The organism is Paenibacillus sp. FSL R7-0273 (assembly GCF_000758625.1).
Classification (GTDB): domain Bacteria; phylum Bacillota; class Bacilli; order Paenibacillales; family Paenibacillaceae; genus Paenibacillus_AQ.
The window spans coordinates 6416883-6440425 of the sequence record NZ_CP009283.1 but is presented as its reverse complement, the minus strand read 5'-3'; the positions used below and the strand labels follow the sequence as shown (position 1 = coordinate 6440425).

The following is a 23543-nucleotide window of genomic DNA, read 5'->3' as shown; positions in this document are numbered from 1 at the left end:
GTTATCCGGTTCGCTCCGGAAAATGAGTTGTTTAAAATTGAATTGTTCACAAAAAAGGACCATTCGCACGAGTCTGGCATATTGACATATTCCCTTGAGATCATCATAATAAATACTACATTATAATTATTTTAATTAAGCAACTGCAGATCCGGCGCTCAGCCGTCCATCTCAAGGAGGATATCATTATGTACAAATCCATTATCGTTGGTACCGGACCGGCCGGACTGACTGCTGCTATTTATCTGGCCCGTGCCAACCTGAATCCGCTGGTAATCGAAGGACCGCAGCCGGGTGGACAGCTTACAACTACAACTGAAATTGAGAATTTTCCGGGATTCCCTGAAGGCATTATGGGACCGGAGCTTATGGATAATATGCGCCAGCAGGCTGAACGCTTCGGTGCGAAATTTATTACAGGCTGGGTGAACAGCGTTGAGCTGGGTGACCGCCCGTTCAAGCTGCATGTCGAAGGAATGGGTGAGCTGGTTACAGATACCCTGATTATTTCCACCGGCGCAACAGCTAAATACCTGGGTATTCCCGGTGAGCAGGATAATATCGGCCGTGGTGTCAGCACATGTGCTACTTGTGACGGATTCTTTTTCCGCGGTAAAGAGATTGTTGTTGTCGGCGGCGGAGATTCCGCGCTTGAGGAAGCAGGCTTCCTGACCCGTTTTGCCTCCAAAGTAACCCTGGTTCACCGCCGTGAAGAGCTGCGCGGCTCTAAGATTATGCAGGAGCGTGTGCGCGACAACGCTAAGGTAACCTGGGGGCTGAACCGCACCCCGCTGGAGGTAGTGGCCGGCGATCGAGGCGTGAGCGGACTTAAGGTGCTTAACAATGTAACCGGTGAAGAAGAAATAATTGAAGCGAGCGGCGTATTTGTAGCGATTGGCCATCATCCGAACACCTCTTTCCTGGGCGGACAGATCACGACCGATGCGAACGGCTATATCGTGACCAATCCGGGCACCTCCGAGACTAATATTCCGGGCGTTTTCGCTTGCGGCGACGTGCAGGATACCCGCTACAGACAGGCCATTACAGCAGCAGGCAGCGGATGTATGGCAGCTATGGATGCCGAGAAATATATCGAGAGCCTGGAGCACAGCGCTGTAATGCTCTAATAGCTTTTCTGGCATTCAGCTTGGTCAAAAGCCACTCCGGTGCTACAATAGGGATTGATATTTAATCTTTTAGGGGGAATTATGCGATGGAGAATGTAATTGTGTACACTTCGACCAATTGCCCGCACTGCCGCCAGGTGAAGAGCTTCCTGAGCGAAAAGGGCGTGGCCTACGAGGAGCGCAACATTGAACAGAACGATGACTTTGCCCAGCAGGTTTGGGATATGGGAATGAGAGCAGTGCCTGTAACGGTTATCGGCGATTTCAAAATTGTCGGCATGAATAAAACCCAATTTGCCAAAGCGCTGGCAACGGTATAATTACGGCTTATCCATATATAAAATAATGACTGGCCGCTTCCTTTTTGGAGGCGGTCTTTACTTTCGCAATTTTTGCTGCACAAGGGGGGGGCGGTTTGCTTTGTTAATATGCTTAAGGGATTACTGGAACCAGGATGCGGTGAAGGAGCTGCTTGCCCTGTGCATGGCGGCCGGAGCCGGGACCGGGGCTGCGGAACAGGAGATGAATCGGTATTTTACCGAAGAATCCAGGGAGCTGTTCGGCTGCTTTGTAAATGGTGAGCTGAGCGGAATAATCGGGCTGCAGCAGCAGAACGGGCATACGGCAGAGATCAGGCATATTTCGGTAAAGCGGGAGTGGCAGGGCAAGGGAATCGGCCGGGGGATGATTGCCGAGATCAGCAGGGCTGCCGGAATGGAGACGATTACTGCGGAGACTGATCATGAGGCGGCCGGATTTTACAGAAGCGCGGGGTTTGCCGTTACCAGCCTAGGTGAAAAATACCCCGGAGTCGAACGCTTTGCCTGCGTATTGTCCGTAAATGCGCTGGCCCAGAGTAGAATGTAATATATTCATAAAGTTTCATAAAGTACAGTTATACAAAAAAAGGCCACGCCGCCCTATTGGGCAGTGTGGCCTTTGTCCTTGGCCCGCATGATAGATCATCCGGTACTATTCGTTAAGCAAACATGTGGGTGATTGACATGACAACCTGGAAAACACCGTAGACAGCGGCACCGCTGATGATCAGCATAATGCCTGATTTTTTCTTCGATTGAAACAGTCGCAGTACACCGAGGCTGATCAAAGGAGCGATAATGAGTAGAAGCAGCAGCACAGTGATGAACATCTGCGGCGAAATGTCAGATGTATCAACATAGGTCATAAACTCACTCTCCGTTCAGGGGAAACCAGTGTGACATATATCACACTTATATGAGTTTAATTATAAAACATTCCTGTTATTTTTGCTGCACTCCAGCGGCTCTAATTGCGGCGATTTTACGTCAATTTACTTTAGAGGGTTACCCGGATATTGCCGAGAAAGTGCATCACAGCCGAAAAGCCGGCGCCAATCACGGTTCCGCGGCTTCCCAGTCGCGAAAAAGTAATCTCCAGCTGCTGCTTGTGGTAGGGAAGCGTGCGCTCGGCAACTACACGGCGCAGCGGCCCGCCCAGCCACGGCTCAGCCTCCGAAAGGGCACCGCCGATGACGATCAGCTCCGGATTAAAGCTGTTGATCAGATTGGTTACGCCGATTCCGAGATATTCCCCGATTGAAGTGAAGTGGTTAAGGACATCCTCCTGTCCCTGGATAGCGTGCCGGACAAGCTCGCTTGTTGTGCGTGCAGGCAGGGAGAGACCCGGATTGTCATAGGTTTTCTCTGAGGCGTACAGCTCCCAGCACCCGCGGCTGCCGCAGCTGCAGGGCTTGCCTTCTGCTTCAATCGTCATATGCCCGGTCTCCCCGGCATAGCCGCGTGCACCTTTATACAGCTCACCGCCGATGATAATTCCGGACCCGATCCCTGATCCCGCACTGATATACAGCAGATGACGTACATTACGTGCTGCGCCAAAATTCAGCTCGCCCTGCGCTCCGGCATTTGCCTCATTGTCGATGGTAACCGGCACGCCGAAGCTGCTCTCCAGAAGGTCCCTCAGCCCGACCATCTCCCAGCCAAGGTTGGGTGCGAACAGTACAACCCCGTCATCCACCATGCCCGGAACACCGACGCCGATGCCTACGATCCCATAGGGAGAGGGGGGAGCCTGGGCGATTAATCCGGTGATAATGCTCTTCATCTGCTCCAGCACATAGGGGAAATCATGGGCAGTTAGCGGGTAATCCACCTCCTGCAGGACGCCTCCGTCCAGATCGCACAGCACTGCAGTCAGCTGCTTCACCCGCAGCTCGATGCCGATTACGCTGCCGGCTGTAGCATTGAAATGCAGAATCAGCGGTTTGCGTCCGCCGCTGGACTCGCCGGGTCCGGCCTCGGTGACGAGCTCCTGGCCGCACAGCTCGGCAACCAGATTGGATACAGTAGCTTTATTAAGACCGGTCATCTCAGAGACTCTGGCCCGTGAGACCGGGGCATTCATGCGGATGGTATGTAGAATAAGCGACTTATTAATCTTTTTGACCAGCGCCTGGTCGGCGGTAACCTTCACACAGCACACTTCCTTTTTGACAACGTTCTCATTAACATATGACCTTTAGTCTAGAGCGATGTCCGTTAAAAAGCAACAGCCGGCAGTCCGGAAACCGTCAATATACAGCTGCAGAAAGGTTTCGCCGGGGGATGCATAGCAGCTGCTGCAGGCGGGGATTTTATGTTCATGCCAATAGTCAAAAAATTCGAAAAAAACTTTGTTTAACCAATATACAAAGTCAAAAAGATATGTTAAGATGATGCTGTAAACGCTTGCGGGCGTAGCATAACAGAGGAGGATTTTAATAATGGCGTATTTTGAAACAGTGGGCAAAATCTCGTACGAGGGCAGCCGTTCCACTAATCCTTATGCATTTAAATTCTACAATCCTAAAGAAATCGTAGCCGGCAAAACGATGGAAGAGCATCTGAAATTTGCAATGGCTTACTGGCATACATTAACAGCAGGCGGCTCCGATCCGTTTGGCGCAGAAACTGCAGTCCGTTCATGGGATAAGCTGTCCACGCTGGATAAGGCTAAGGCACGTGCAGAAGCAGCTTTTGAATTCATGGAGAAGATGGACCTGCAATACTATTGCTTCCACGACGTGGATATCGCTCCTGAAGGCGCATCCCTGCGTGAGTTCTACAGCAACATCGATACTATCGTAGATATTCTTGAGCAAGGCATGAAGGCTTCCGGCAAAAAACTGCTGTGGAACACAGCCAACATGTTCACCAACCCGCGCTTCATGCACGGTGCAGGCTCCACCTGCAATGCTGATGTGTTCGCACATGCAGCTGCACAGGTGAAGAAAGGCCTGGAAGTCGGTAAACGTCTGGGCGCTGACAACTATGTATTCTGGGGCGGCCGTGAAGGCTACGAAACCCTGCTGAACACAGATATGTCTCTGGAGCAGGACAACATTGCCCGTCTGTTCAGCATGGCAGTGGATTACGCTAAGGAAATCGGCTTCGACGGCCAGTTCCTGATCGAGCCTAAGCCAAAAGAGCCTACTAAACACCAATATGACTTTGATGCGGCAACCTGTATCGCGTTCCTGCAGAAATACAATCTCGACAAGCACTTCAAGCTCAACCTTGAAGCCAACCATGCCACACTGGCAGGACACACCTTCGAGCACGAGCTGCGTGTAGCACGCATCAACGGTATGCTGGGATCGCTGGATGCGAACCAGGGCGATCCGCTGCTGGGCTGGGATACAGATGAATTCCCTGCAAGCATTTATGATTCTACATTGACCCTGTATGAAGTATTGAAGAACGATGGACTCGGCAAAGGCGGAATCAACTTCGACTCCAAGGTACGCCGTCCTTCCTTCGAGCCTGAGGATCTCTTCCTGGCACATATCTCCGGTATGGACGTTTATGCCAAGGGCCTTAAGGTTGCTGCCAAGCTGATCGAAGACCGTGTATTCGATGACTTTATCGCTAAACGCTACAGCAGCTTCAATGAAGGCGTAGGCGCAGACATCGTATCCGGTAAGGCTACTCTGGCTTCCCTGGCTGACTACGCGCTGAACAACGAAAATCCGCGTCCGAACCAGTCCGGACGTCAGGAGCTGCTCAGAGCTACGTTGAACCAGTACATTCTTACTGTAGAGTAAGCAGTACTGGCAGGACCCGGGGGACTGCCTGCAGACTTCCGGTCGGCTAATCACTAATGCAACGGGGGTTGCTGAAGAAAGCATTCTTCGGCAGCCCCTTTTCTTGTTTACATGAATCAGATATGCTACATATAACGAAAGAGAACGCTTACGCAGTTAGTTTTGCCGGAGTAATTAATAAGAAGCACATTTTTAGGAGGGCCAACCATGAAATATGTAATCGGTGTCGATCTCGGAACGAGTGCAGTAAAAACGGTGCTTGTTGATCCGCAGGGAAAGGTAGCGTTTGAGCATTCGGAAGCTTATCCGCTGAGCAGACCGCAGCCGAACTGGAGCGAGCAGAATCCGGAGGACTGGGTGCAGGGAACACTGGTCAGCCTGCGCAGGCTGATCGAAACGTCCGGGGTTGATCCGTCACAGGTAGACGGACTAAGCTTCTCCGGCCAGATGCACGGGCTGGTGCTCGTGGACAATGAAGGCAAGGTTCTGCGTCCGGCCATTCTCTGGAATGATACACGTACTACAGCCCAGTGCCGCAAGATCGAGAAGACGCTTGGCACGAAGCTGATCGACATCGCCCGGAACAAGGCGCTGGAAGGCTTCACCCTGCCGAAGATTCTCTGGGTTCAGGAGAACGAGCCGGAGGTGCTGGAGCAGGCTCATCAGTTCCTGCTGCCTAAGGATTATGTGCGTCTTCGCCTGACCGGCGATTATGCGATGGACTACTCCGATGCGGCCGGCACGCTGCTGCTGGATGTTGGTGCAAAGCAGTGGAGCCCGGAGATTGCCGAAGCGTTCTCCCTGCCGCTGTCCCTGTGCCCGAGACTGGTGGAATCCTTCGAGCAGACCGGCACGCTGCTGCCTGAAATTGCCGAAGCCTCCGGGCTGCTGGCTTCGACGAAGGTGTTCGCCGGCGGTGCCGACAATGCCTGCGGCGCATTAGGTGCGGGTATCCTTGGTGAAGGCCGGACGATGTGCAGTATCGGCACCTCCGGTGTTGTACTGTCCTATGAAACCAACAAAGATCTCAACCTGGAAGGCAAGGTCCATTTCTTTAACCACAGTGAGAAGGATGCCTTCTATATCATGGGTGTAACGCTTGCGGCAGGTCACAGCCTTACCTGGTTCAAGGAAACCTTTGCTGCCGAGAAGAGCTTTGATGAGCTCCTGTCCGGCGTGCCTTCCATCCCGGCAGGCAGCGGCGGCCTGCTGTTCACGCCTTACATCAGCGGTGAGCGTACTCCGCATCCGGATGCCAATATCCGCGGCAGCTTCATCGGCATGGACTCCGGCCATACGCTGGCCCACTTTACACGCTCGGTGCTTGAAGGCATCACGTTCTCGCTGCGTGAATCCATTGAAATCGTGCGTGAATCGGGTAAAGAGATTACAGAAATCATCGCGATCGGCGGCGGCGCCAAGAATGAGGCCTGGCTGCAGATGCAGGCTGATATCTTTAATGCTTCCATTATTAAGCTGGAAAGCGAGCAGGGTCCGGCGATGGGCGCAGCTATGCTGGCTGCCTACGGCAGCGGCTGGTTCAATTCACTGGGTGAATGCGCCGAAGCCTTCATCCGGCCTGCAGAAGTATTCAAACCGAATGAGGAAGAGGCGGCAGTCTACGACGGATTGTTCGCTCTTTACCAGGAAGTATACGGACAGACCCGTGAGTTGAACGACAAGCTGGCGGCATACCGCAAATAACAGCTGAATTGCTGCAGTGTTAAACGGATAAAGGCTGATCATACTGCTGCCGGTAATCCTTATATTTCCCGCAGAAACGGTTGCCGCCTTCTCTGAAGGACGGCAAAGCCGTTTCTACTTGTTTCCGGATTTGTGTTAGAGGGGGTTGAGAGCTGATGATAAAAGTACTGATTGTAGATGATGAGCCCAAGCTGAGGGAGGGACTGCGCAGCCTGATTCCATGGGAGGATGAGGGCTATACGGTTGTAGCGACTGCGGCGAACGGATTCGAGGCGCTCGAGAAGTACCATACGTTTGCTCCCAAGCTGGTTGTCGCCGATATCCGGATGCCGGGAATGGACGGCCTGGAGCTGATTACGGAGCTTCGCAGGCAGAATGCCAGATGCCATGTGCTGATTCTAAGCGGCTATGCCGATTTTGAATATGCCAAGCGGGCCATTTCAAACCGCATTGACGGATACCTGCTGAAGCCGGTCGATGAGGATGAGCTGATCTCCTATCTGCGGGACATGCGCGTGACGATCGGGCAGGAGGAGATGCTGAGCGTTCTGCAGAATGTGGTGGAGGAAAACAGCCGGGAGGTGTGGCTGCGCGGACTGCTCCAGCCCGGTCCCGGGGATCTCGATGCTTCCGAGGCGGCAGCCAAGCTTAAGCTGCAGGGCAGCAGCGAGGTTGTGCTGCTCAAGCTGCTGAATCCTGCCAAGGGGGAAGAAGGAAAGGAAGAACGTGTCCGCAGTGAATTGGAGCGGCATTGGCAGCCGGAGGAGGCCGAGTTTTTCAGTCTGCCTCCCTATGCCGGCCTGCTGCTGAAGGAGCCGCTCAATGATGACGCAGCACGCATTGCACTTTGGCAGGAGCTTAACCGGGTCATCTCCAGGGAGGGGCTGGACTTTTACGCCGCAGCCGGAGGAACGGCTGCAGATCCGGACCAGCTTGCTGCTTCGTACAGCACAGCGAAGCTGCTGCTGGAGCAGGCTTTTTTCGGAGACAGGGAAATCTTGTCCGGCGGCTTCATGAAGCATTGGGCTGAGGCTGCGGAGGAGCCCGAGGAGGAGCAGGGAGAGCACGGCGAAGCTGAGCGTGATGAAGAGATGGAGCTGCTGCTGGCAGTTGAGACGGGCAGCACTGAAATCCTGTCACCGCTGGTGAAGCAGATGATCGGCAAGCTGGTGGAAGGCAGACATGATGAGGCTTATATCAAAAATAATCTGATCCGGAGCATCAGCAGCATCATTGCCCGGCTCGAGGCAGCCAACCCGGAGGTGCGTGCTCTGGTCAGCGATAATCCGTCCCCGGCGAGCGACGTGTACAACAGCTTTTTCCTGAGTGACATTCACCGTATGGTTGCAGATTATCTGGAGCAGCTGGCGGTTCAGCTGAACAGCGGGGGACGCGGGGATGAAATCAAGCGGATCACAGATCTCATCCAGCGCCGCTATAACGAGAACCTGAAGCTTGGGATGCTGGCGCAGATTTTTAATTATAACAGCGCTTATCTGGGTAAAATGTTCAAGAATCAGATCGGTGAGCACTTCAACACCTATCTGGATAAAGTGAGAATCGAGAAGGCGAAGCAGTTTCTTTCCCAGGGCATGAAGGTCTATGAGGTTGCAGAACGGGTCGGTTATATGAATGCTGATTACTTTAACGCGAAATTCCGTAAATATGTCGGTGTGTCACCGAGCGCCTTCCGCAAGGAGCATTAAGCTGCCGCAGGGCTTGCCGAACGTGAAGCACAGGTTTATGATAGACGGGCTGTTCCCCATCCGCAGCGGATGAGCGGGGCGGCCTGTTTGACATATCCGGGGGAGGATGAAGATGAAGCAGCTTGTTAGCCTGATTAATAATATGAAGCTGAAGTATAAGCTGATGATGTTTTATGTGGTGGTCGTTATGATTCCGGTGCTGATTGTCGGGATTATTCTGATCAGCTATTTCCGGAACGCAGCGCTGGAGCGGGCCATTGACCAGGCAACCAATAATGTGGAAAAAATTAAAAGCCAGATGTCCAGCAAGCTCCGGGTGCCTACGGATATCTCCAACCTGCTGTTTTTTGATGAAACGCTTAAAGTGTTTGTGAATACGAAGTACCCGAATATCCTTGAGCTGACAAAGGCTTATATGGAATATACCGATTTTCAGGCGTATATGTTCCAGTACCGGGAAATTGCCAATATCCGCTTTTTTATCGACAATCCGACGCTTGTTAACAACCTTGCTATTACCCCGCTGACCCGGGAGACAGAGGAAAGACCCTGGTTCAAGAAGGTAAAGGAGACCAAAGGTATTTACTGGCTCTACATTGACGACAAGGAGGATTTTTTGAGCAAGACCAAGGGCAGTATTAACAAGCTGAGCCTGATCCGCCAGGTGTCCTATCCTGAATACAACAGTACTGGAGTCATTATGGTCCAGGTTAATCAGGATGAGCTGAACAATATGCTCTCCCAGGAGCCGTTCGAGACCATTATTACCGATGAGCAGGGCTATATTGTAGCAGCCAAAAACCCGCAGCTGGTCGGCACGACACTTGCCTCCTTCGATATTGGTGTCAATCTGGAGAGCCAGACGGAAAAGGTAATCCAAACTCAGGTTAAGGATAAGGACTCCTATGTCATTCTGGATGAAATGAAACCCGAGCTTAGCATCAGCAAGCTGAAGATTATTTCTGTGTTTGAAACCAAGAGCATTCTAAGCGAAGCCAATAAGGTCAGCGTGCTCGGTCTGCTGATTGTCAGCGGCGTGCTGCTGGTTGCGCTGGTGATGGTGTATATCATCTCTCTGCTTACGACGAACCGTCTGCTGCGGCTAAGCCGCCAGCTGAACCAGGTAGCGCTGGGCAATCTGAATACTGTCTCCCACATCGACGGTACGGATGAAATTGGCCAGCTCTCCCGCCAGTTCAATTATATGGTATCCAGCATCAATCAGCTGATTAGCCAGGTAATTGAATCTAATGAGAAGAACAGCAGGCTGGAGATTGCCCAGCGTGAGATCAAGCTGAAGATGATGGCCAGCCAGATTCATCCTCATTTTCTGTTTAATGCACTGGAGTCGATCCGGATGAACGCCCATCTCCGAGGTGAGAAGGAAATTGCCAACATTGTCCGGCTGCTCGGCAAGCTGATGCGCAAGAATCTGGAGGTCGGCCGGGAACGGGCCCCGCTTAAGGAAGAAATCGAAATGATCCGCTCCTACCTGGAAATTCAGAAATTTCGCTACGAGGACAGGCTGATGTATGAGATTAACTTTGAGGCGAAGGCTGCAGAGGTACTGATTCCGCCGCTGATTATCCAGCCGCTGGTCGAAAATTCCGTGGTGCATGGGCTGGAGAATAAAGAGGGGACTGTGCATGTTCATGTGAGCGTGACGATGCGGGAGCAGGAAATACGGGTCCGGGTTACCGATGATGGCGTGGGGATGTCGGAGAAACGCCTTGCGGAGCTGCAGGAGGTTATTGCCAAAGCGGAGGAAGAGCAGGGAGGCCGGATCGGGATGCGCAATGTGCATCAGAGGCTGGTGCTGTATTACGGGGAGCAGCATGGACTGAGGATTGCCAGCGAAGAAGGGAAGGGTACGGAAATTTCCTTTACTATCCCCAATGATAGCGATTACAAGCATTAGTTCCCGGTCTGCTGTTTCAATGTCTAATTAGTATATGATTTTAGATAAAATATGTCGGGTATTCGCTTACATTTTGGTACGGTATGATATGAATATAAAAACGAAGGGGGAATAATGATCGTGAAAGCGCTCACTGAAAACGGTGTTACAGCAAATGAAAGCGTAACCCCCCACCCACCTACGAAGCGGAAAAATAGTGGATTTTGGAGTAGTGTACTGCAGCAAAAGTACTTGTACCTAATGTCTATTCCATTCGTAATCTGGGCTTTTATCTTCAGCTACCTGCCCTTATGGGGATGGATAATGGCTTTTCAGAATTATAAGCCTGCCAAATCCTTTGGCGAGCAGAAATGGGTCGGATTGGACAACTTCAAAGAGCTGTTCCAGGATGAACGCTTCTACCTCGTACTAAGAAATACACTGGCAATGAGTATTCTCGGATTGATCGTCGGCTTCGTGGTTCCTATCCTGTTTGCGGTTCTGCTTAATGAGCTGCGCGGGAGTGTATTCAAGAGAACGGTTCAGACCGTATCCTACCTGCCTCACTTTGTATCCTGGGTTGTTGTCGGCGGGATTGTCTACAAGACCCTCTCCATCGACGGAGGGATCGTGAATGACTTGCTGCTCTGGCTGAATGTTATCGATGAGCCGATTCAGTTCATGGCCCAAGGGAAGTATTTCTGGGGAATTGTAACGGGAGCCGACATCTGGAAAGAAACCGGCTGGAATGCGATCATCTATCTGGCAGCGATTACAGGTATCGACAAAGAGCTGTATGAAGCGGCAAAAGTGGACGGTGCAGGAAGAGTCAAGCAGATGTTCAATATTACGTTACCCGGTATCCGTTCAACCGTTATGGTCCTGCTGATTATGAACATCGGCCACCTGGTCGGTATCGGCTTTGAAAAGCAATTCCAGCTGCAGAACAACCTGGTTACCGATTATTCGGAAGTGCTGGATTTGTATGCGCTTAAATACGGTATTCAAATTATGCGGTTCTCCTATGGTACTGCGATAAGCATGTTCACCTCCGTAGTCAGTGTAATCCTGCTGTTTACAGCTAACGGTCTTATGAAGAAATTCACTAAAGAAAGCATTATGTAAGGAGGGGTTCATAAATGGCTAGCAAGGCTTTTCAAATGACAAAGTCTGAACGTGCATTCGATATATTCCTGTATGTTTTTCTTACCCTTGTAATGATCGTAACGTTATATCCCTTCCTCAACGTGCTGGCGATTTCTTTCAACGAATCTACAGATACCGTCCGCGGCGGCATTTACATCTGGCCGAGAGCCTTCACGCTTGAAAACTACGAACGGATCTTCAGCTATACCGGCCTGATTCAAGGCTTCAAGATTTCGCTTTTACGTACCCTGTTAGGTACATTGTTCGGTTTGATCAGTGCTTCCATGCTGGCCTTTACGCTCAGCCGTCCGGAATTCAGAGCCAGAAAATTTATCTCCACATTCCTGGCCCTGACGATGTATTTCACCGGCGGTATGGTGCCGATGTATATTCTGATGAAGGACTTGAACCTGATCGGAACGTTCTGGATTTATGTCCTGCCGGGAATGGTCTCCGCCTTCAATGTCTTCATTATCCGCTCCTTTATGGACGGTCTGCCATTTGCCCTGCAGGAATCAGCAAAGCTGGACGGTGCGAATGACTTTATGATTTTTTACAAGATCATCCTGCCGCTCTGTAAGCCGGTACTTGCCACCATTGCCCTGTTCCTCGCTGTAGGACAATGGAATGAATGGTTCACGACCTATCTGTACAACGGTAACAAGCCCGAGCTTACAACACTGCAGTATGAGCTGATGAAGGTGCTTGCAACAACTAACCAGGGCAGCGGCATGGTAAATGCCAATGATATGGCCCGGCAGATGGCGCAAATCTCACCTGAGTCGATCAAGATGGCAATCACAATTGTCGTAACTGTACCGATCCTCGTTGTTTATCCGTTCCTGCAAAAGTATTTTGTCGGCGGTATGACACTTGGAGCTGTTAAAGCCTAAATTCCGGTTATGATAGCCGGGGAGTGTGAATGCTGAGCGGATACATCTGCCGGATTACACTCCCCAAGCTTTACCGCTTGCAGGATTTATTATTATATTGATTTTGCAAGCGCTAACAACGGTATACTCAGGTTAAGCCTGATATGCATACAGGAACATACAAAATATTTGAGGGGGATATTAAATGAAAAGCAAAGGCATTAAAACTGCTTTTACACTCATGCTTATGAGCTCTATGCTGATCGCAGGCTGTGGCGGCAACAACGCTGCCAACAATACTGCAAACAATACGCCAGAGAATACCGGTAACAACACAGCAACGAACCAGCCGGCAGATGATGCAATGGATACTAGCCCTTTTACAATTTCATTCTTCGGTGGGGATGCAAGTCCGAACTGGAACAATATGCAGGATGATGTAGGTAAAGTCATTACTGAAAAGACCGGTGTAACTATTGATGCTGAATTTGATGTCGGCAGCGGCGGCGGTGACCAGAAGATTCCTATGATGGCTGCCAGCGGCGAGGTACCCGATCTGATCTTTGCAAAAGGTAACCTGAGCCTCCTGGTGGATGCCGGACTGATTATCGATTTGACTGATCTGATTGACAAGCATGCTCCGAACCTCAAAAAAGTGTACGGCGAAAACATGAACCGTCTGAAATACAGCCTGGATGATCAGAGTATCTATCAGATCCCTACTAACATGGGTGTCGGCCAGTCCTCCTTTGACGCAACCGGCGGCTTCGAAATCCAGCACCGTGTACTGAAAGAGCTTGGCTATCCTGAAGTAAAAACGTTGGCCGATTATGAAAAGGTACTGAAGGATTACGTAGCTCTGCATCCGGAAACGGACGGCCAGCCTACAATTCCGCTTACGCTGAATGCCGATGACTGGAAGATCATGATTACTGTTACGAATCCAGCCTTCATTACAACGGGTGCACCGGATGATGGTGAATACTATGTTGATCCGGAAACCTACGAAGCGAAGCTTCACTACAAGCGCCCTGAAGAAAAAGAATATTTCCGCTGGCTGAACGGCATGTATAACCAAGGCTTGCTGGATAAAGATACTTTCGTCCAGAAAGATGACCAATACAAAGCCAAAGTGGCAAGCGGACGTGTACTCGGTCTGATCTCCCAGGAATGGGAATATGCTGACGGCGAAAATGCCCTCAAGGCAGCAGGTAAAGATGAGTATACCTATGCCCACTTCCCTGTAACCATGAGCGAAGAGTATAAAGACCACTCCTTCATGCAGACTGGTATCGACGGCTACGGCCTGGCAATCACAACTGCTGCTAAGGACCCTGAGCGCATCATCAAATGGCTGGACTGGATGTCCTCCGATGAAGGCCAGATCCTGAGAAGCTGGGGTGTAGAAGGCAAGCATTACACTGTAAATGCAGACGGCAAACGTGAAGTTCCGGCTGAAATTTCCAACAGAAAAGCCAATGATTCCGCAAACTTCGCTAAAGAAACGGGTGTCGGCCAGTATCTGATCTTCGGTGCACGTTACGGAGACGGAGTAAAAGATCCGACCGACAACTACTATACTGCAACCTTCCCTGATGAAATTGTAGCTGCTTACTCCGATGCTGAGAAAGAATCACTCGCGGCTTATGGCGCTACAACCTGGAAGGACCTGTTCCCTAAAGAAGATGAGTTCCCAATCAAGGAAACCGGCGCCCTGTACAACCTGCCTGTTCCAACTGACGGTCAATATCAGGTAATCTTCAAGAAGACTACAGATATCATCCGCAAGCGTATTCCGGAAGCAATCCTGTCCAAACCGGGTGACTTCGACAAGGTATACGATGCATTCCTGGCCGAGCTGGACAAAGCCGGCGCTCAGGATATGGAAAAAGAATTCACTGAGCTCGTGAAGAAGAGAGTATCCCTGTGGACTGGTAAAGAATTTTAATCTAAAGGATACTGTCAGATAGCTAACTTAATGCAAGCAGCAGGGACCCGGTGTTAGTCCGGGTCTTTTGCTGTATACTGCGTCTATACGAAATGTGCGGGAGGATGAGGAACGTGAGCCAGAGGCAAATATGGAAATTACAGTACAAGCAGCCGGCGGCTGTCTGGGAAGAGGCGCTGCCGCTCGGCAACGGGCATATGGGCGCGATGGTATTCGGCGGCACAGCCGAGGAGCGGTTCCAGTTAAATGAAGACACCTTATGGTCAGGATTCCCCCGGGATACGAACAACTATGAGGCACTACGCTATCTGAAAAAGGCGCGTGAGCTGGTCACGGAGGGAAGCTATACCGAGGCTGAGAAGCTGATTAACAGCCGGATGCTTGGCGTAAACTGCCAGGCTTATATGCCGCTTGGTGATCTGCTGCTGAGCCAGCCGGGTGCAGAGGGCTGCACGGATTACAGCCGGGAGCTCGATCTGGACAGCGGGACCGCTTCTGTATCCTTCCGGACGGAAGCAGGCCTGTTCACCCGTGAAGCATGGATCAGTGCGCCGGATGGAGTGATGGTGGTCCGGGCTTTGAGCGAGGCAAGCGGAGGACTGAACCTTGTGCTGGCGCTTTCGAGTCCTCTGCGGCATACGGTGAAGCAGGCGGGAGAGACCGGGCTTGTGCTGGAAGGGCGCTGTCCGGCCCATATTGCTGATAACTATCACCAGGATCATCCGTATGCGATCCAATACGAGGACGGGCTGGGAATCGCCTTCGAGCTGCATTTGCAGGTTATTGCCACGGGGGGCAGCATCGAAGCGGCAGACGGGCGGCTGATTATCACCGGCGCGGATCAGGTGCAGCTGGTGCTTGCTGCGGCAACGGATTATGAGCAGGTGAAGAGCAGGGCTGCGCATTTGAAGGCTGAGGCGGCAGAGGTGAAGAGCGGCAGAACGGGCATAGAGCAGCTTAGCCCGGCTGAGAGCTGCGGACGGAGGCTGGCGGCGGCTGCCGAAGTACCGTATGAGGTGCTCAAGCAGCGGCACACAGCAGACCATCAGGCGCTGTTCCGCCGGATGGAGCTGGACCTCGGCTGGAGCGAGGCTGCTGAGCTGCCGACGGATGAGCGGCTGGCCGCCTACAAGAGCGGCGGGGAGGATCCGGCGCTGGAAGCGCTGCTCTTCCAGTACGGACGTTATCTGCTGATCGGCAGCTCGCGTCCCGGCTCGCAGGCCGCCAATCTGCAGGGGATCTGGAATGAGCATGTTACACCGCCGTGGAACAGCAACTATACGACGAACATCAATACGCAGATGAATTACTGGCTGGCTGAGGCCGGCAATCTGAGTGAGCTTCACGGGCCGCTGATTGATCTGATCGGCGAGCTGAGCAAGACCGGAGCCAGAACGGCCGCGGTCCATTACGGGGCACGCGGCTGGACCGCCCACCACAACGTGGATTTGTGGCGAAGCTCGGTGCCGTCCGGCGGCGATGCCAGCTGGGCGTTCTGGCCGATGGGCGGCGTGTGGCTGAGCCGCCATCTGTGGGAGCATTACGCGTATAACCCCGAGCCTGCCTTTCTGCAGGAGACGGCCTATCCGCTAATGAAGGGGGCAGCGCTGTTCGCGCTGGACTGGCTGGTCGAAGGGCCGGACGGCCTGCTCGTCACCAATCCGTCGACCTCGCCGGAGAACCGCTTTGTTACCGCTGAAGGAGAGCCCTGCAGCGTCTCTATGGGGTCGGCAATGGACATGAGCCTGATCCGGGAGCTGTTTGGACACTGCGTGGAGGCTGCGCGGATTCTGGACACGGATGAGGACTTCCGGCAGCAGCTGGAGCAGACGCTGCCGCAGCTGGCTCCGCTTGTTATCACTGCGGACGGCCGCTTACAGGAGTGGTTCGAAGATTTCACTGAAGCAGAGCCGGGGCACCGCCATGTCTCTCATCTGTACGGGCTGTACCCGGGGGAGCTGATCAATGAGCAGGATACCCCGGAGCTGGTTGAAGCCTCCCGGCGGACGCTTGAGAAGCGAATAGCATCAGGAGGCGGGCATACCGGCTGGAGCTGTGCCTGGCTGATCAACCTGTACGCAAGGCTGCGGGACGGGGAGGCGGCTCACGGCTTTGTGCGCACACTGCTGTCGCGCTCGGCTTATCCCAATCTGTTCGACGCCCATCCTCCGTTCCAGATTGACGGGAACTTCGGTGCGGCTGCAGGGATTGCCGAAATGCTGCTGCAGAGCCATCTGGGCGAGCTCCGCCTGCTCCCGGCCCTGCCGGAGGCATGGAAGAGCGGCAGGGTTAAGGGAATCAGGGCACGCGGCGGCTTCGAGCTTGAGCTGGAATGGCGGGACCGCGTGCTGGTATCGGCACGCATTACCGCATCCAGAGACGGGGAATGCCGTCTTGTATACGATCGCGGGCTGAAGATCACACGGCCGGACGGCAGCTTGGCCGATGCTGCTGAGCCTCTTCAGGTTAAAGCCGGTGAAGTTTACCTTGTAACTACGGATAAAGGTTAAGAGGAAGGACCTGCAATAAATAGTTGCGATATCAAACTGCTCTCTGTGCAGCATGAAGCTGCACGGGAGCAGTTTTTTTGCCGGGAATAACAAAGCCGGCGGCTGTCAGAGGCGCGGGACCTAGCCAATGAAATAATCTGCACCAGTAGTTACTCAACATATTCAGCAAGATTCTCCAGACTGGACCGCAACCCCTCGTCGTGGTCTTCCTTGCGTATTCCTTCCGGCACGTTCTCGCAAACGATGGTGACTAAAGTGCCTTCCGGCGCGGCGGCTAAGCTCCAGGTCATGATCATTTCTCCGGCATAGGCCGGATCGTCAGATTGGAACTCGGCCAGCTGTACCAGACGCTCGTCCGGAATACATTCCAGGAACCTGCCCTGGACAATATCGGTATCCTCCGAGCTTTTGCCTTGTGTCGCAGAATCCGGCTGAAGATAGGTTAAGGACATCCGGTAAGCGCCGCCTTCCCTGACATCGAACTCAAAGATATGGCACTTCATCCCCTTGGGCGGCAGCCACACAACCTGGGCTTCCGGGTCTATGAGTGCCTTGTAAATATGATGCGGTGAGGCCTTGATGACTCGCGAGGCAGCGTCGGTTCTCTTTTTGCCGGGTGTATTTGTCACAGCGTTAACCCTCCCTGTGTCCGTTTCCGTTCATGTTTATTATAGCAGTGGCCAGATTCATCATACAGCAGGGTACTATTCTATCCTAAAGCCTTATTTCACTGACATTCCAGGCCGATAATAATAGTATATATATTTAATTTGAGATAATATGGGAATAATGCTGCGAAGTGCAGCCTAGCAGATTAAAGAAATTGGGATCCATGAGATTATGGTCGTATAAAATAAATTTCCGGCATCTACTATAGAGTGGAGTACAAACTATACTCTGCAGTAAGCCACAGCCATTTGAAGGTTGCAGGAGGCAAGGGGGAAACATGCGAAAGAAACATATGTCGCTGATGAAGGCGCTACTCGGGGGGATGCTGCTGTCTGCAGCTTTACCGCCGGCGGCTTATTACGGCTGGGGACAGGTACACGCGGCTGCTGCATCCGCCTCGCTTCAATCGGTAAGCGAAATGACGCAGAAGCTGACAGGGGCAATGAGTAACCGCCGGGAGACGATCACCTTTAAATATGCAGGGAAGACCAACAAGCTGAAGGCACAGGTGCAGAGTGCAATTGACCAAGCCATGGCCAGTGATATTTATCTGTATTACATCGTTGACAGCTACGCCTTTTCATATACCCAGAACGGCCAGTCTGCCAATGTGACAGTGCAGGTGAAATACCGCGAGACGCAGCAGCAAACCGCATATGTGAATAAACAGGTAAAGGCGATTTTGCAGAAAATCATTACGCCGGGCATGAACAACCACCAGAAAATCAAGGCTATTCATGACTGGGTGGTGCTGAACCTGAAATACGATAATTCGTACACCAAATATACTGCCTACGAAGGGCTGACAACCGGCAGCGCCGTATGCCAGGGCTATTCTCTGCTTACCTATAAGCTCCTTCTCGGCGCAGGGATTCCGAATAAAATCGTCGAAGGCACTGCCAAGCCGGCGGGCGGGGCAAGACAATCGCATGCCTGGAATCTGGTTCAGCTGAACGGGCTCTGGTACCACCTGGATACTACTTGGGATGATCCGGTGCCGGCCATCGGGGGCGAGGTCAGCACAGCATACTACATGAGAACGGACTCGCAGATGCGCCGTGACCACAGCTGGACCAAATCCTACCCTGCCGCATCAGTTACCTATGCCCAGACACTGTCCGAGCTGGTCAGCCGCGGCGGGACGGCAGTGTCCGTGTATGAGCAGCTGCAGGAGCAGCTGGATTACAGGCTGTATGAGGAAAAAGAGGTCGTCAGCTCCGCTGCAGAGCTGAAGGAGCTTGCGGGCGCGGCTATGGCTTCCGGCAAGCAGTCACTGCTGTTCCGCTACCGGGGGAGCGAGAAGCTGCTTAAGAGTGATCTGCAGACGCTGTATGCGCTGGGGCTGAGTCAGCTTGCCTACACCAGCTCCGCCTTTGAGAATACCGGTGATCTGAAGGTCTATGTGACCTGGAAATAAGCAGGGGCTACGCACCCTCGATGTAAGAAACGAAGAGGTTGGGCTACTGAAATCAAGCTAAAGGGATATACAACAAAAAAATGCTCCGCGCCATTATCTGGCGGCGGAGCATTTTTAATGCAGTAAATCGTTCACCAGCTGAATGATGGCTTAATCTGCTGGAGTGCTGAGATCACAATCCTTGAGCGGAATGAGACGGCTTGGTCTGAACCAGCTGTAACCGGCCCAGATCAGCAGGAATAGCGGCACGCTGACGTAGGAGACCAGCACGCCGTACCAGTCGATGCTACTGCCGGTGAAGGCGCCCATGTTCTGGCCGAGCACTGCGATCATACAGAGTGCGAAGGCAAAGAGCGGCCCGAACGGGAACCATCTGGCCCGGTACGGCAGCTCATCCAGTGAGTGGCCCTGCTTCACAAAAGCGCGGCGGAACCGGTAATGGCAGACGGCAATGCCCAGCCAGTTAATGAAGCCGCACATCCCGGAGGCGTTAAGCAGCCAGTTATAGACGGCCCCGTCGCCGAAGAAGGAGGCGAGGAAGGCCAGCATGCCGACCGCTGTCGTTACCAGCAGAGCACCGACAGGCACGCCGCGGCTGTTCAGCTTGCCCAGCGCGCGCGGCGCCATGCCGTCCTTGGCCATCGCGTACAGGACGCGGGTGGAGGCATACATGCCGGAGTTACCGGCCGATAGCACGGAGCTCAGGATAACGGCATTCATCACAGAAGCGGCGATCGCCAGTCCGGCTTTGTTGAAGATAATGGTGAACGGGCTGACGCCGATGTCATCAATGCCCCCGCGCAGCAGGTCTGGATTCGTATAGGGGATCACCATGCCGATAACGAAAATCGCGAAGATATAAAAGATCATAATCCGCCAGAATACCTGGCGGATGGCAATCGGCACGTTCCGGCGCGGATTCTCGCTCTCACCGGCAGCAACGCCGACCAGCTCGGTTCCCTGGAAGGAGAAGCCGGCGGCCATAAAGACGCCCACGAAGGCAAAGAAGCCGCCGTGGAACGAGCTTCCGCCAAGCTGGAAGTTGCTGAAGCCGATCTTCTCGCCGCCCATAATGCCGAAGATCATCAGCACGCCGACAACCAGGAAGACAATAACGGTGATGATTTTGATAATCGCGAACCAGTATTCGGATTCCCCGTACCCGCGCGAGGAGAGGAAGTTCAGGCCGAACATCAGCAGCAGGAACAGCAGGCTCCAAAGAGCGGAGGAGCTCTCAGGGAACCAGTACTTAATAATGACCGTTGCGGCGGCCAGCTCGGCTGCTATGGTTACCGCCCAGTTGTACCAGAAATTCCAGCCGATGGCGAAGCCGAAGGCCGGGCTGACAAACCGGGTGCCGTAGGTGCTGAAGGAACCGGAATCAGGCAGGTAGGTGGCCAGCTCGCCGAGGCTGGTCATCAGGAAGTACACCATGAGTCCGACTGCGGCATAGGCGAGAAGAGCCCCGCCCGGACCGGAGGAGGCAATGGCGCCGCCGCTGGCCAGGAATAGCCCTGTTCCAATCGATCCGCCCAGGGCGATCATCGTCAGGTGCCTGGCTTTGAAGGTTTTGCGCAGTGCCGGCTGCTGGTTGTCTTGTGTTGCTTGCATACAAATGGACACTCCTTCTGAAGGTTCGTGTTTCTGTTCATGAAGGGGAGTGGTATACGAAGCCGCCCCCGTGCAAGAGGGCGGCAAATCCTGTAGGCGCAAAAAAACCGCAGACGGATCTGCGGTTTCCTGAAAATACGGCTCCGCATCATACTCCCTGTTAAGATAGCGCAACACCGTGCAGAATCCTGCAGGCCGTAGCGGCCTGAGGTGCACAGTGACAGTTCCGTGCCTGTTCGGCAACGGCCCCAGTCTGCGCGGCATTTAGGAGCGGCGGCGCAGACTTCGGCGGATATTCCTTTCGGCGGCTTCACAGGCGGCTCTTAACGCCTCTGCACGCTTACTGATAATATTCGCGACCTCTACCTCATCTTAGGTATGATGAGGCTATCTTTATACAATATGAACACAACAGGATTTAGTATAATGCAACTCCTAAGGCTCATGCAATAACAAAATACGGCAGCTGCATGTCAGGTACGGCGGCGCTCCGACATTTGCTGCCAGACAGTCCCGGCTGCTTCTTCGCCGGAAGCGATCCGCTCCAGCGCCATGCGTGCCTGCAGGCCCACCTCGAATTCCGGGTCTTCGGCCGCAGCCGCCAGTGCATCATGAGCTTCGGAGGTGCCGACCTCATAGAGGAAGCGCGCCGCCCGCCAGCGGACGAGCTTGCTGGCGTCCTTGAGCGACGCCGTCATCACCGGCGTCGCAGCCGGGTCGCCGATGTCGGACAGCGTGTCCCCGGCCGTGCGCCGCACAGCCGGGGCACTGTCAGCCATCGCCTCATAGAGCAGCTCCATCGCCTCCGGCGTGCGGATGTCGCCCAGGTACACGACCGCAAGCCTGCGCAGCTGCAGCTTGGGATCGTGCAGCGCCTTGCGCAGCTCCGGCAGGAGCTCCGCACTCGGCGCCAGGTCCTCCAGCGCGGCGTAGCGCACGCGCCAGTCGGTGTCCTGCAGGTCTCGCAGCAGCTCGTCCTGCCCCTTCTTCTGCCGCTGCTCGACGAACTCGCCGGCAGCCCCGTGCGCGATGGCCTGCTGCACGAGGGAGTCGAGGCGTTCCTGCGGATACGCCGCCTCCAGCTCCTGCTCGACCTCGCGGGCAATGTCCGGCGGCTCGCCGTAGCGCACGCCGTAATCGGTAAGCTTGCGCTCCTTGATCAGCACAGCGCTGGCCACATCGGTCACAGCCTGCGTGAAGCGGCTGGAGAGGGCGATGCGCTCCTCATTCGCGCCGGTCTTCACGCGGATCTGGATCGGGATGCCGCGGAACATCTGCACAAATACCTGCGACTCCCCGAAATGGGCTCCCGCGTTTTCATCGGCGGGGTCAAAGTCCGCATTTAATCCGTCTGCGCCGAAACGGCTCTGCACCTCCCGCAGAATCGCCGCCCAGTCGGCGCTACCCTTACGCTCCAAGGCGGCAAAGTCGGCAGCGTGATATATGCTGATAACGCCCGGAATGCCCAGCATATCGCGTGCCCAGGCAGGAGCGGTCCGCTGGCTTTCCGGAGTGTATGTCCGGCGTATGCCGGGCTCCAGGCTTTCGTCCAGATGAAGCTTCATCGTATTTGGACTTGGAGTCGGTTCAATAAATGTGATCTTCATACGTTAAGCTCCCCTTCAAACGGTACAATACCGTAGTCTTTATCCGCATTTTACATCATTTCAGCTGTGAAAAACAAAAGGGCAGAGCCCTGAACCCGCTAAAATTTAAAATTTTTCCCGATTTAATTTACAGGTTTAGGACAAACCGACTGAAATTAAAAGCCTTACTCGCCCTGTCTTCCTGCTTTTCGGGGCTGCGTCTTTGTTCATTATTTAGCGCACAGAATGAGGTAGCGGACGATCATAAACAAGTGACTAATTTAAGGGTTCGATACTTCCAAACCTGGGGCCAAAATCAACTTGACGACTGGTAGATAGAGGGATACCATGGATATTATACCTATCCTTTAACTGGAAAATGTGGGTTTGTAACCGTTAATTTCTTTATTTAAACTGATTAAATAATAATTGCATTAAAATTAAATAAACGATGAGAGAGATGGGTTATGAAATTATTCTGTTTACCTTATGCCGGTGGTTCAGCCTCTGTTTACAGCCAATGGTCAAGCAAATTAAGCGGAATCGCTGAAGTTATACCTGTGGAGCTAGCTGGTAGAGGCAGGAGAATGCCCGAACCGCCTTATCTGTCTTTGGAAGAAGCAGTTGAAGATATTACGTCGATTATTATGCAGCAATTAAGCGGAGATCCATATGCGGTTTTCGGGCATAGCCTGGGAGCCATTCTTGCATATGAAACGATTTATCAATTGAAAAGCAGGGGGGTTAAGGAGCCTGACGCCGCATTTTTCTCTGGCAGATCTGCTCCGCATGTACGAGCCAAGGATGACAGAATCGTTCACCTGCTTGCGGATGAAGAGTTTATATCGCACTTAATGGAATTAGGAGGAACTCCGCCGCAGTTTTTTGAAAATACTGAATTAATGAATCTTTTTTTGCCTATTATCAGATCAGATTTCCGGTTATCAGAGACTTATATTTTCAAAGAGAAAAGCAGTAAGCTCGGGTGTGATGTCAATATATTCTACGGTAATCAGGATGATACCTTGTCAGGAGCTATCGGAGAGTGGGATCAAGTAACTGAGAAGGATTGCAAGTATGCTGAATTTGATGGAGATCATTTTTTTATCCATAGTCAATCGCAATCTGTTATAAAGGCTCTTATTAAAGGTCTCCATCTCCGCTAGTCAGCGGCTCGCCGGGAAACCAGCGAAAGGCGGAGGTATTATTCAGAATCTATTTACTAGCCGGTTCATTCCGATCAGCACAATTAATTAGGGGGAC

18 protein-coding genes and 1 riboswitch are annotated in these 23543 nt (G+C 52.9%); of the genes, 13 read left to right on the top strand and 5 right to left on the bottom strand.

Annotation, left to right across the window (positions count from 1 at the left end; translation table 11 throughout):
- Positions 1–188 precede the first annotated feature (188 nt).
- The 3 genes from trxB to R70723_RS27595 all read left to right on the top strand — a co-directional run bounded on the left by trxB (position 189) and on the right by R70723_RS27595 (position 1997).
- A complete protein-coding gene (gene trxB / locus R70723_RS27605) occupies positions 189–1130 on the top strand; it encodes a thioredoxin-disulfide reductase (RefSeq protein ID WP_039877268.1) in 942 nt (313 codons plus the stop codon).
- Positions 1131–1216: 86 nt separating this feature from the next.
- Positions 1217–1450, top strand: coding sequence for a glutaredoxin family protein (locus tag R70723_RS27600; protein WP_039877266.1), 234 nt, complete (start codon positions 1217–1219; stop codon positions 1448–1450).
- A gap of 100 nt (positions 1451–1550) precedes the next feature.
- Complete coding sequence (locus tag R70723_RS27595; RefSeq protein WP_039877264.1) at positions 1551–1997, top strand: GNAT family N-acetyltransferase; 447 nt, start codon at positions 1551–1553, stop codon at positions 1995–1997.
- A 112-nt stretch (positions 1998–2109) separates the two neighbouring features.
- Here the strand turns inward: R70723_RS27595 and R70723_RS27590 are convergent, their stop codons facing one another.
- Complete coding sequence (locus tag R70723_RS27590) at positions 2110–2316, bottom strand: hypothetical protein (protein WP_039877263.1); 207 nt, start codon at positions 2314–2316, stop codon at positions 2110–2112.
- A 131-nt stretch (positions 2317–2447) separates the two neighbouring features.
- Positions 2448–3605 (bottom strand): ROK family transcriptional regulator, encoded by a 1158-nt coding sequence (locus R70723_RS27585; RefSeq protein WP_039877261.1) that lies wholly within the window; start codon positions 3603–3605, stop codon positions 2448–2450.
- A gap of 289 nt (positions 3606–3894) precedes the next feature.
- Between R70723_RS27585 and xylA the strand changes: the two genes are divergently transcribed.
- From xylA to R70723_RS27545, 8 genes are all read left to right on the top strand, one after another.
- On the top strand, positions 3895–5214 hold the full coding sequence (xylA, locus tag R70723_RS27580) for a xylose isomerase (RefSeq protein WP_039877260.1): 1320 nt from the start codon (positions 3895–3897) through the stop codon (positions 5212–5214).
- Positions 5215–5421: 207 nt separating this feature from the next.
- On the top strand, positions 5422–6918 hold the full coding sequence (xylB, locus tag R70723_RS27575; protein ID WP_039877259.1) for a xylulokinase: 1497 nt from the start codon (positions 5422–5424) through the stop codon (positions 6916–6918).
- A 155-nt stretch (positions 6919–7073) separates the two neighbouring features.
- Positions 7074–8624 (top strand): response regulator transcription factor, encoded by a 1551-nt coding sequence (locus R70723_RS27570; RefSeq protein WP_039877258.1) that lies wholly within the window; start codon positions 7074–7076, stop codon positions 8622–8624.
- Between the two features lie 112 nt (positions 8625–8736).
- Entirely contained in the window at positions 8737–10542 is a 1806-nt protein-coding gene (locus tag R70723_RS27565) for a sensor histidine kinase (RefSeq protein ID WP_372238281.1), read from the top strand.
- Positions 10543–10656: 114 nt separating this feature from the next.
- Positions 10657–11646: an ABC transporter permease gene (locus R70723_RS27560; protein ID WP_076418583.1), complete on the top strand. Its 990-nt coding sequence runs from the start codon at positions 10657–10659 to the stop codon at positions 11644–11646.
- 14 nt (positions 11647–11660) lie between these two features.
- Positions 11661–12560 carry a carbohydrate ABC transporter permease gene (locus tag R70723_RS27555; protein ID WP_039877255.1) on the top strand — a complete coding sequence of 300 codons (900 nt, stop codon included), beginning with the start codon at positions 11661–11663 and terminating at the stop codon, positions 12558–12560.
- 184 nt (positions 12561–12744) lie between these two features.
- Positions 12745–14487 carry an ABC transporter substrate-binding protein gene (locus R70723_RS27550; protein WP_039877254.1) on the top strand — a complete coding sequence of 581 codons (1743 nt, stop codon included), beginning with the start codon at positions 12745–12747 and terminating at the stop codon, positions 14485–14487.
- A 104-nt stretch (positions 14488–14591) separates the two neighbouring features.
- Positions 14592–16997, top strand: a complete 2406-nt coding sequence (locus R70723_RS27545) for a glycoside hydrolase family 95 protein (RefSeq protein WP_039877253.1) — start codon at positions 14592–14594, stop codon at positions 16995–16997.
- A 149-nt stretch (positions 16998–17146) separates the two neighbouring features.
- Here R70723_RS27545 and R70723_RS27540 read toward each other — a convergent pair whose 3' ends face one another.
- Entirely contained in the window at positions 17147–17626 is a 480-nt protein-coding gene (locus R70723_RS27540; protein ID WP_039877252.1) for an SRPBCC family protein, read from the bottom strand.
- A 317-nt stretch (positions 17627–17943) separates the two neighbouring features.
- Between R70723_RS27540 and R70723_RS27535 the strand changes: the two genes are divergently transcribed.
- Positions 17944–19083: a transglutaminase domain-containing protein gene (locus R70723_RS27535; RefSeq protein WP_039877251.1), complete on the top strand. Its 1140-nt coding sequence runs from the start codon at positions 17944–17946 to the stop codon at positions 19081–19083.
- Between the two features lie 150 nt (positions 19084–19233).
- On the opposite strand, the gene R70723_RS27530 is transcribed toward R70723_RS27535, so the two are convergent.
- Positions 19234–20694 carry an amino acid permease gene (locus R70723_RS27530; protein ID WP_039877250.1) on the bottom strand — a complete coding sequence of 487 codons (1461 nt, stop codon included), beginning with the start codon at positions 20692–20694 and terminating at the stop codon, positions 19234–19236.
- A 158-nt stretch (positions 20695–20852) separates the two neighbouring features.
- A riboswitch (Lysine riboswitch) is annotated at positions 20853–21067 on the bottom strand.
- Positions 21068–21167: 100 nt separating this feature from the next.
- Complete coding sequence (locus tag R70723_RS27525) at positions 21168–22301, bottom strand: virulence factor (protein ID WP_039877249.1); 1134 nt, start codon at positions 22299–22301, stop codon at positions 21168–21170.
- Between the two features lie 446 nt (positions 22302–22747).
- On the opposite strand from R70723_RS27525, the gene R70723_RS27520 reads away from it, so the two are divergent.
- Positions 22748–23446, top strand: a complete 699-nt coding sequence (locus R70723_RS27520; RefSeq protein WP_039877248.1) for a thioesterase II family protein — start codon at positions 22748–22750, stop codon at positions 23444–23446.
- The last annotated feature ends 97 nt before the right edge of the window (positions 23447–23543 follow it).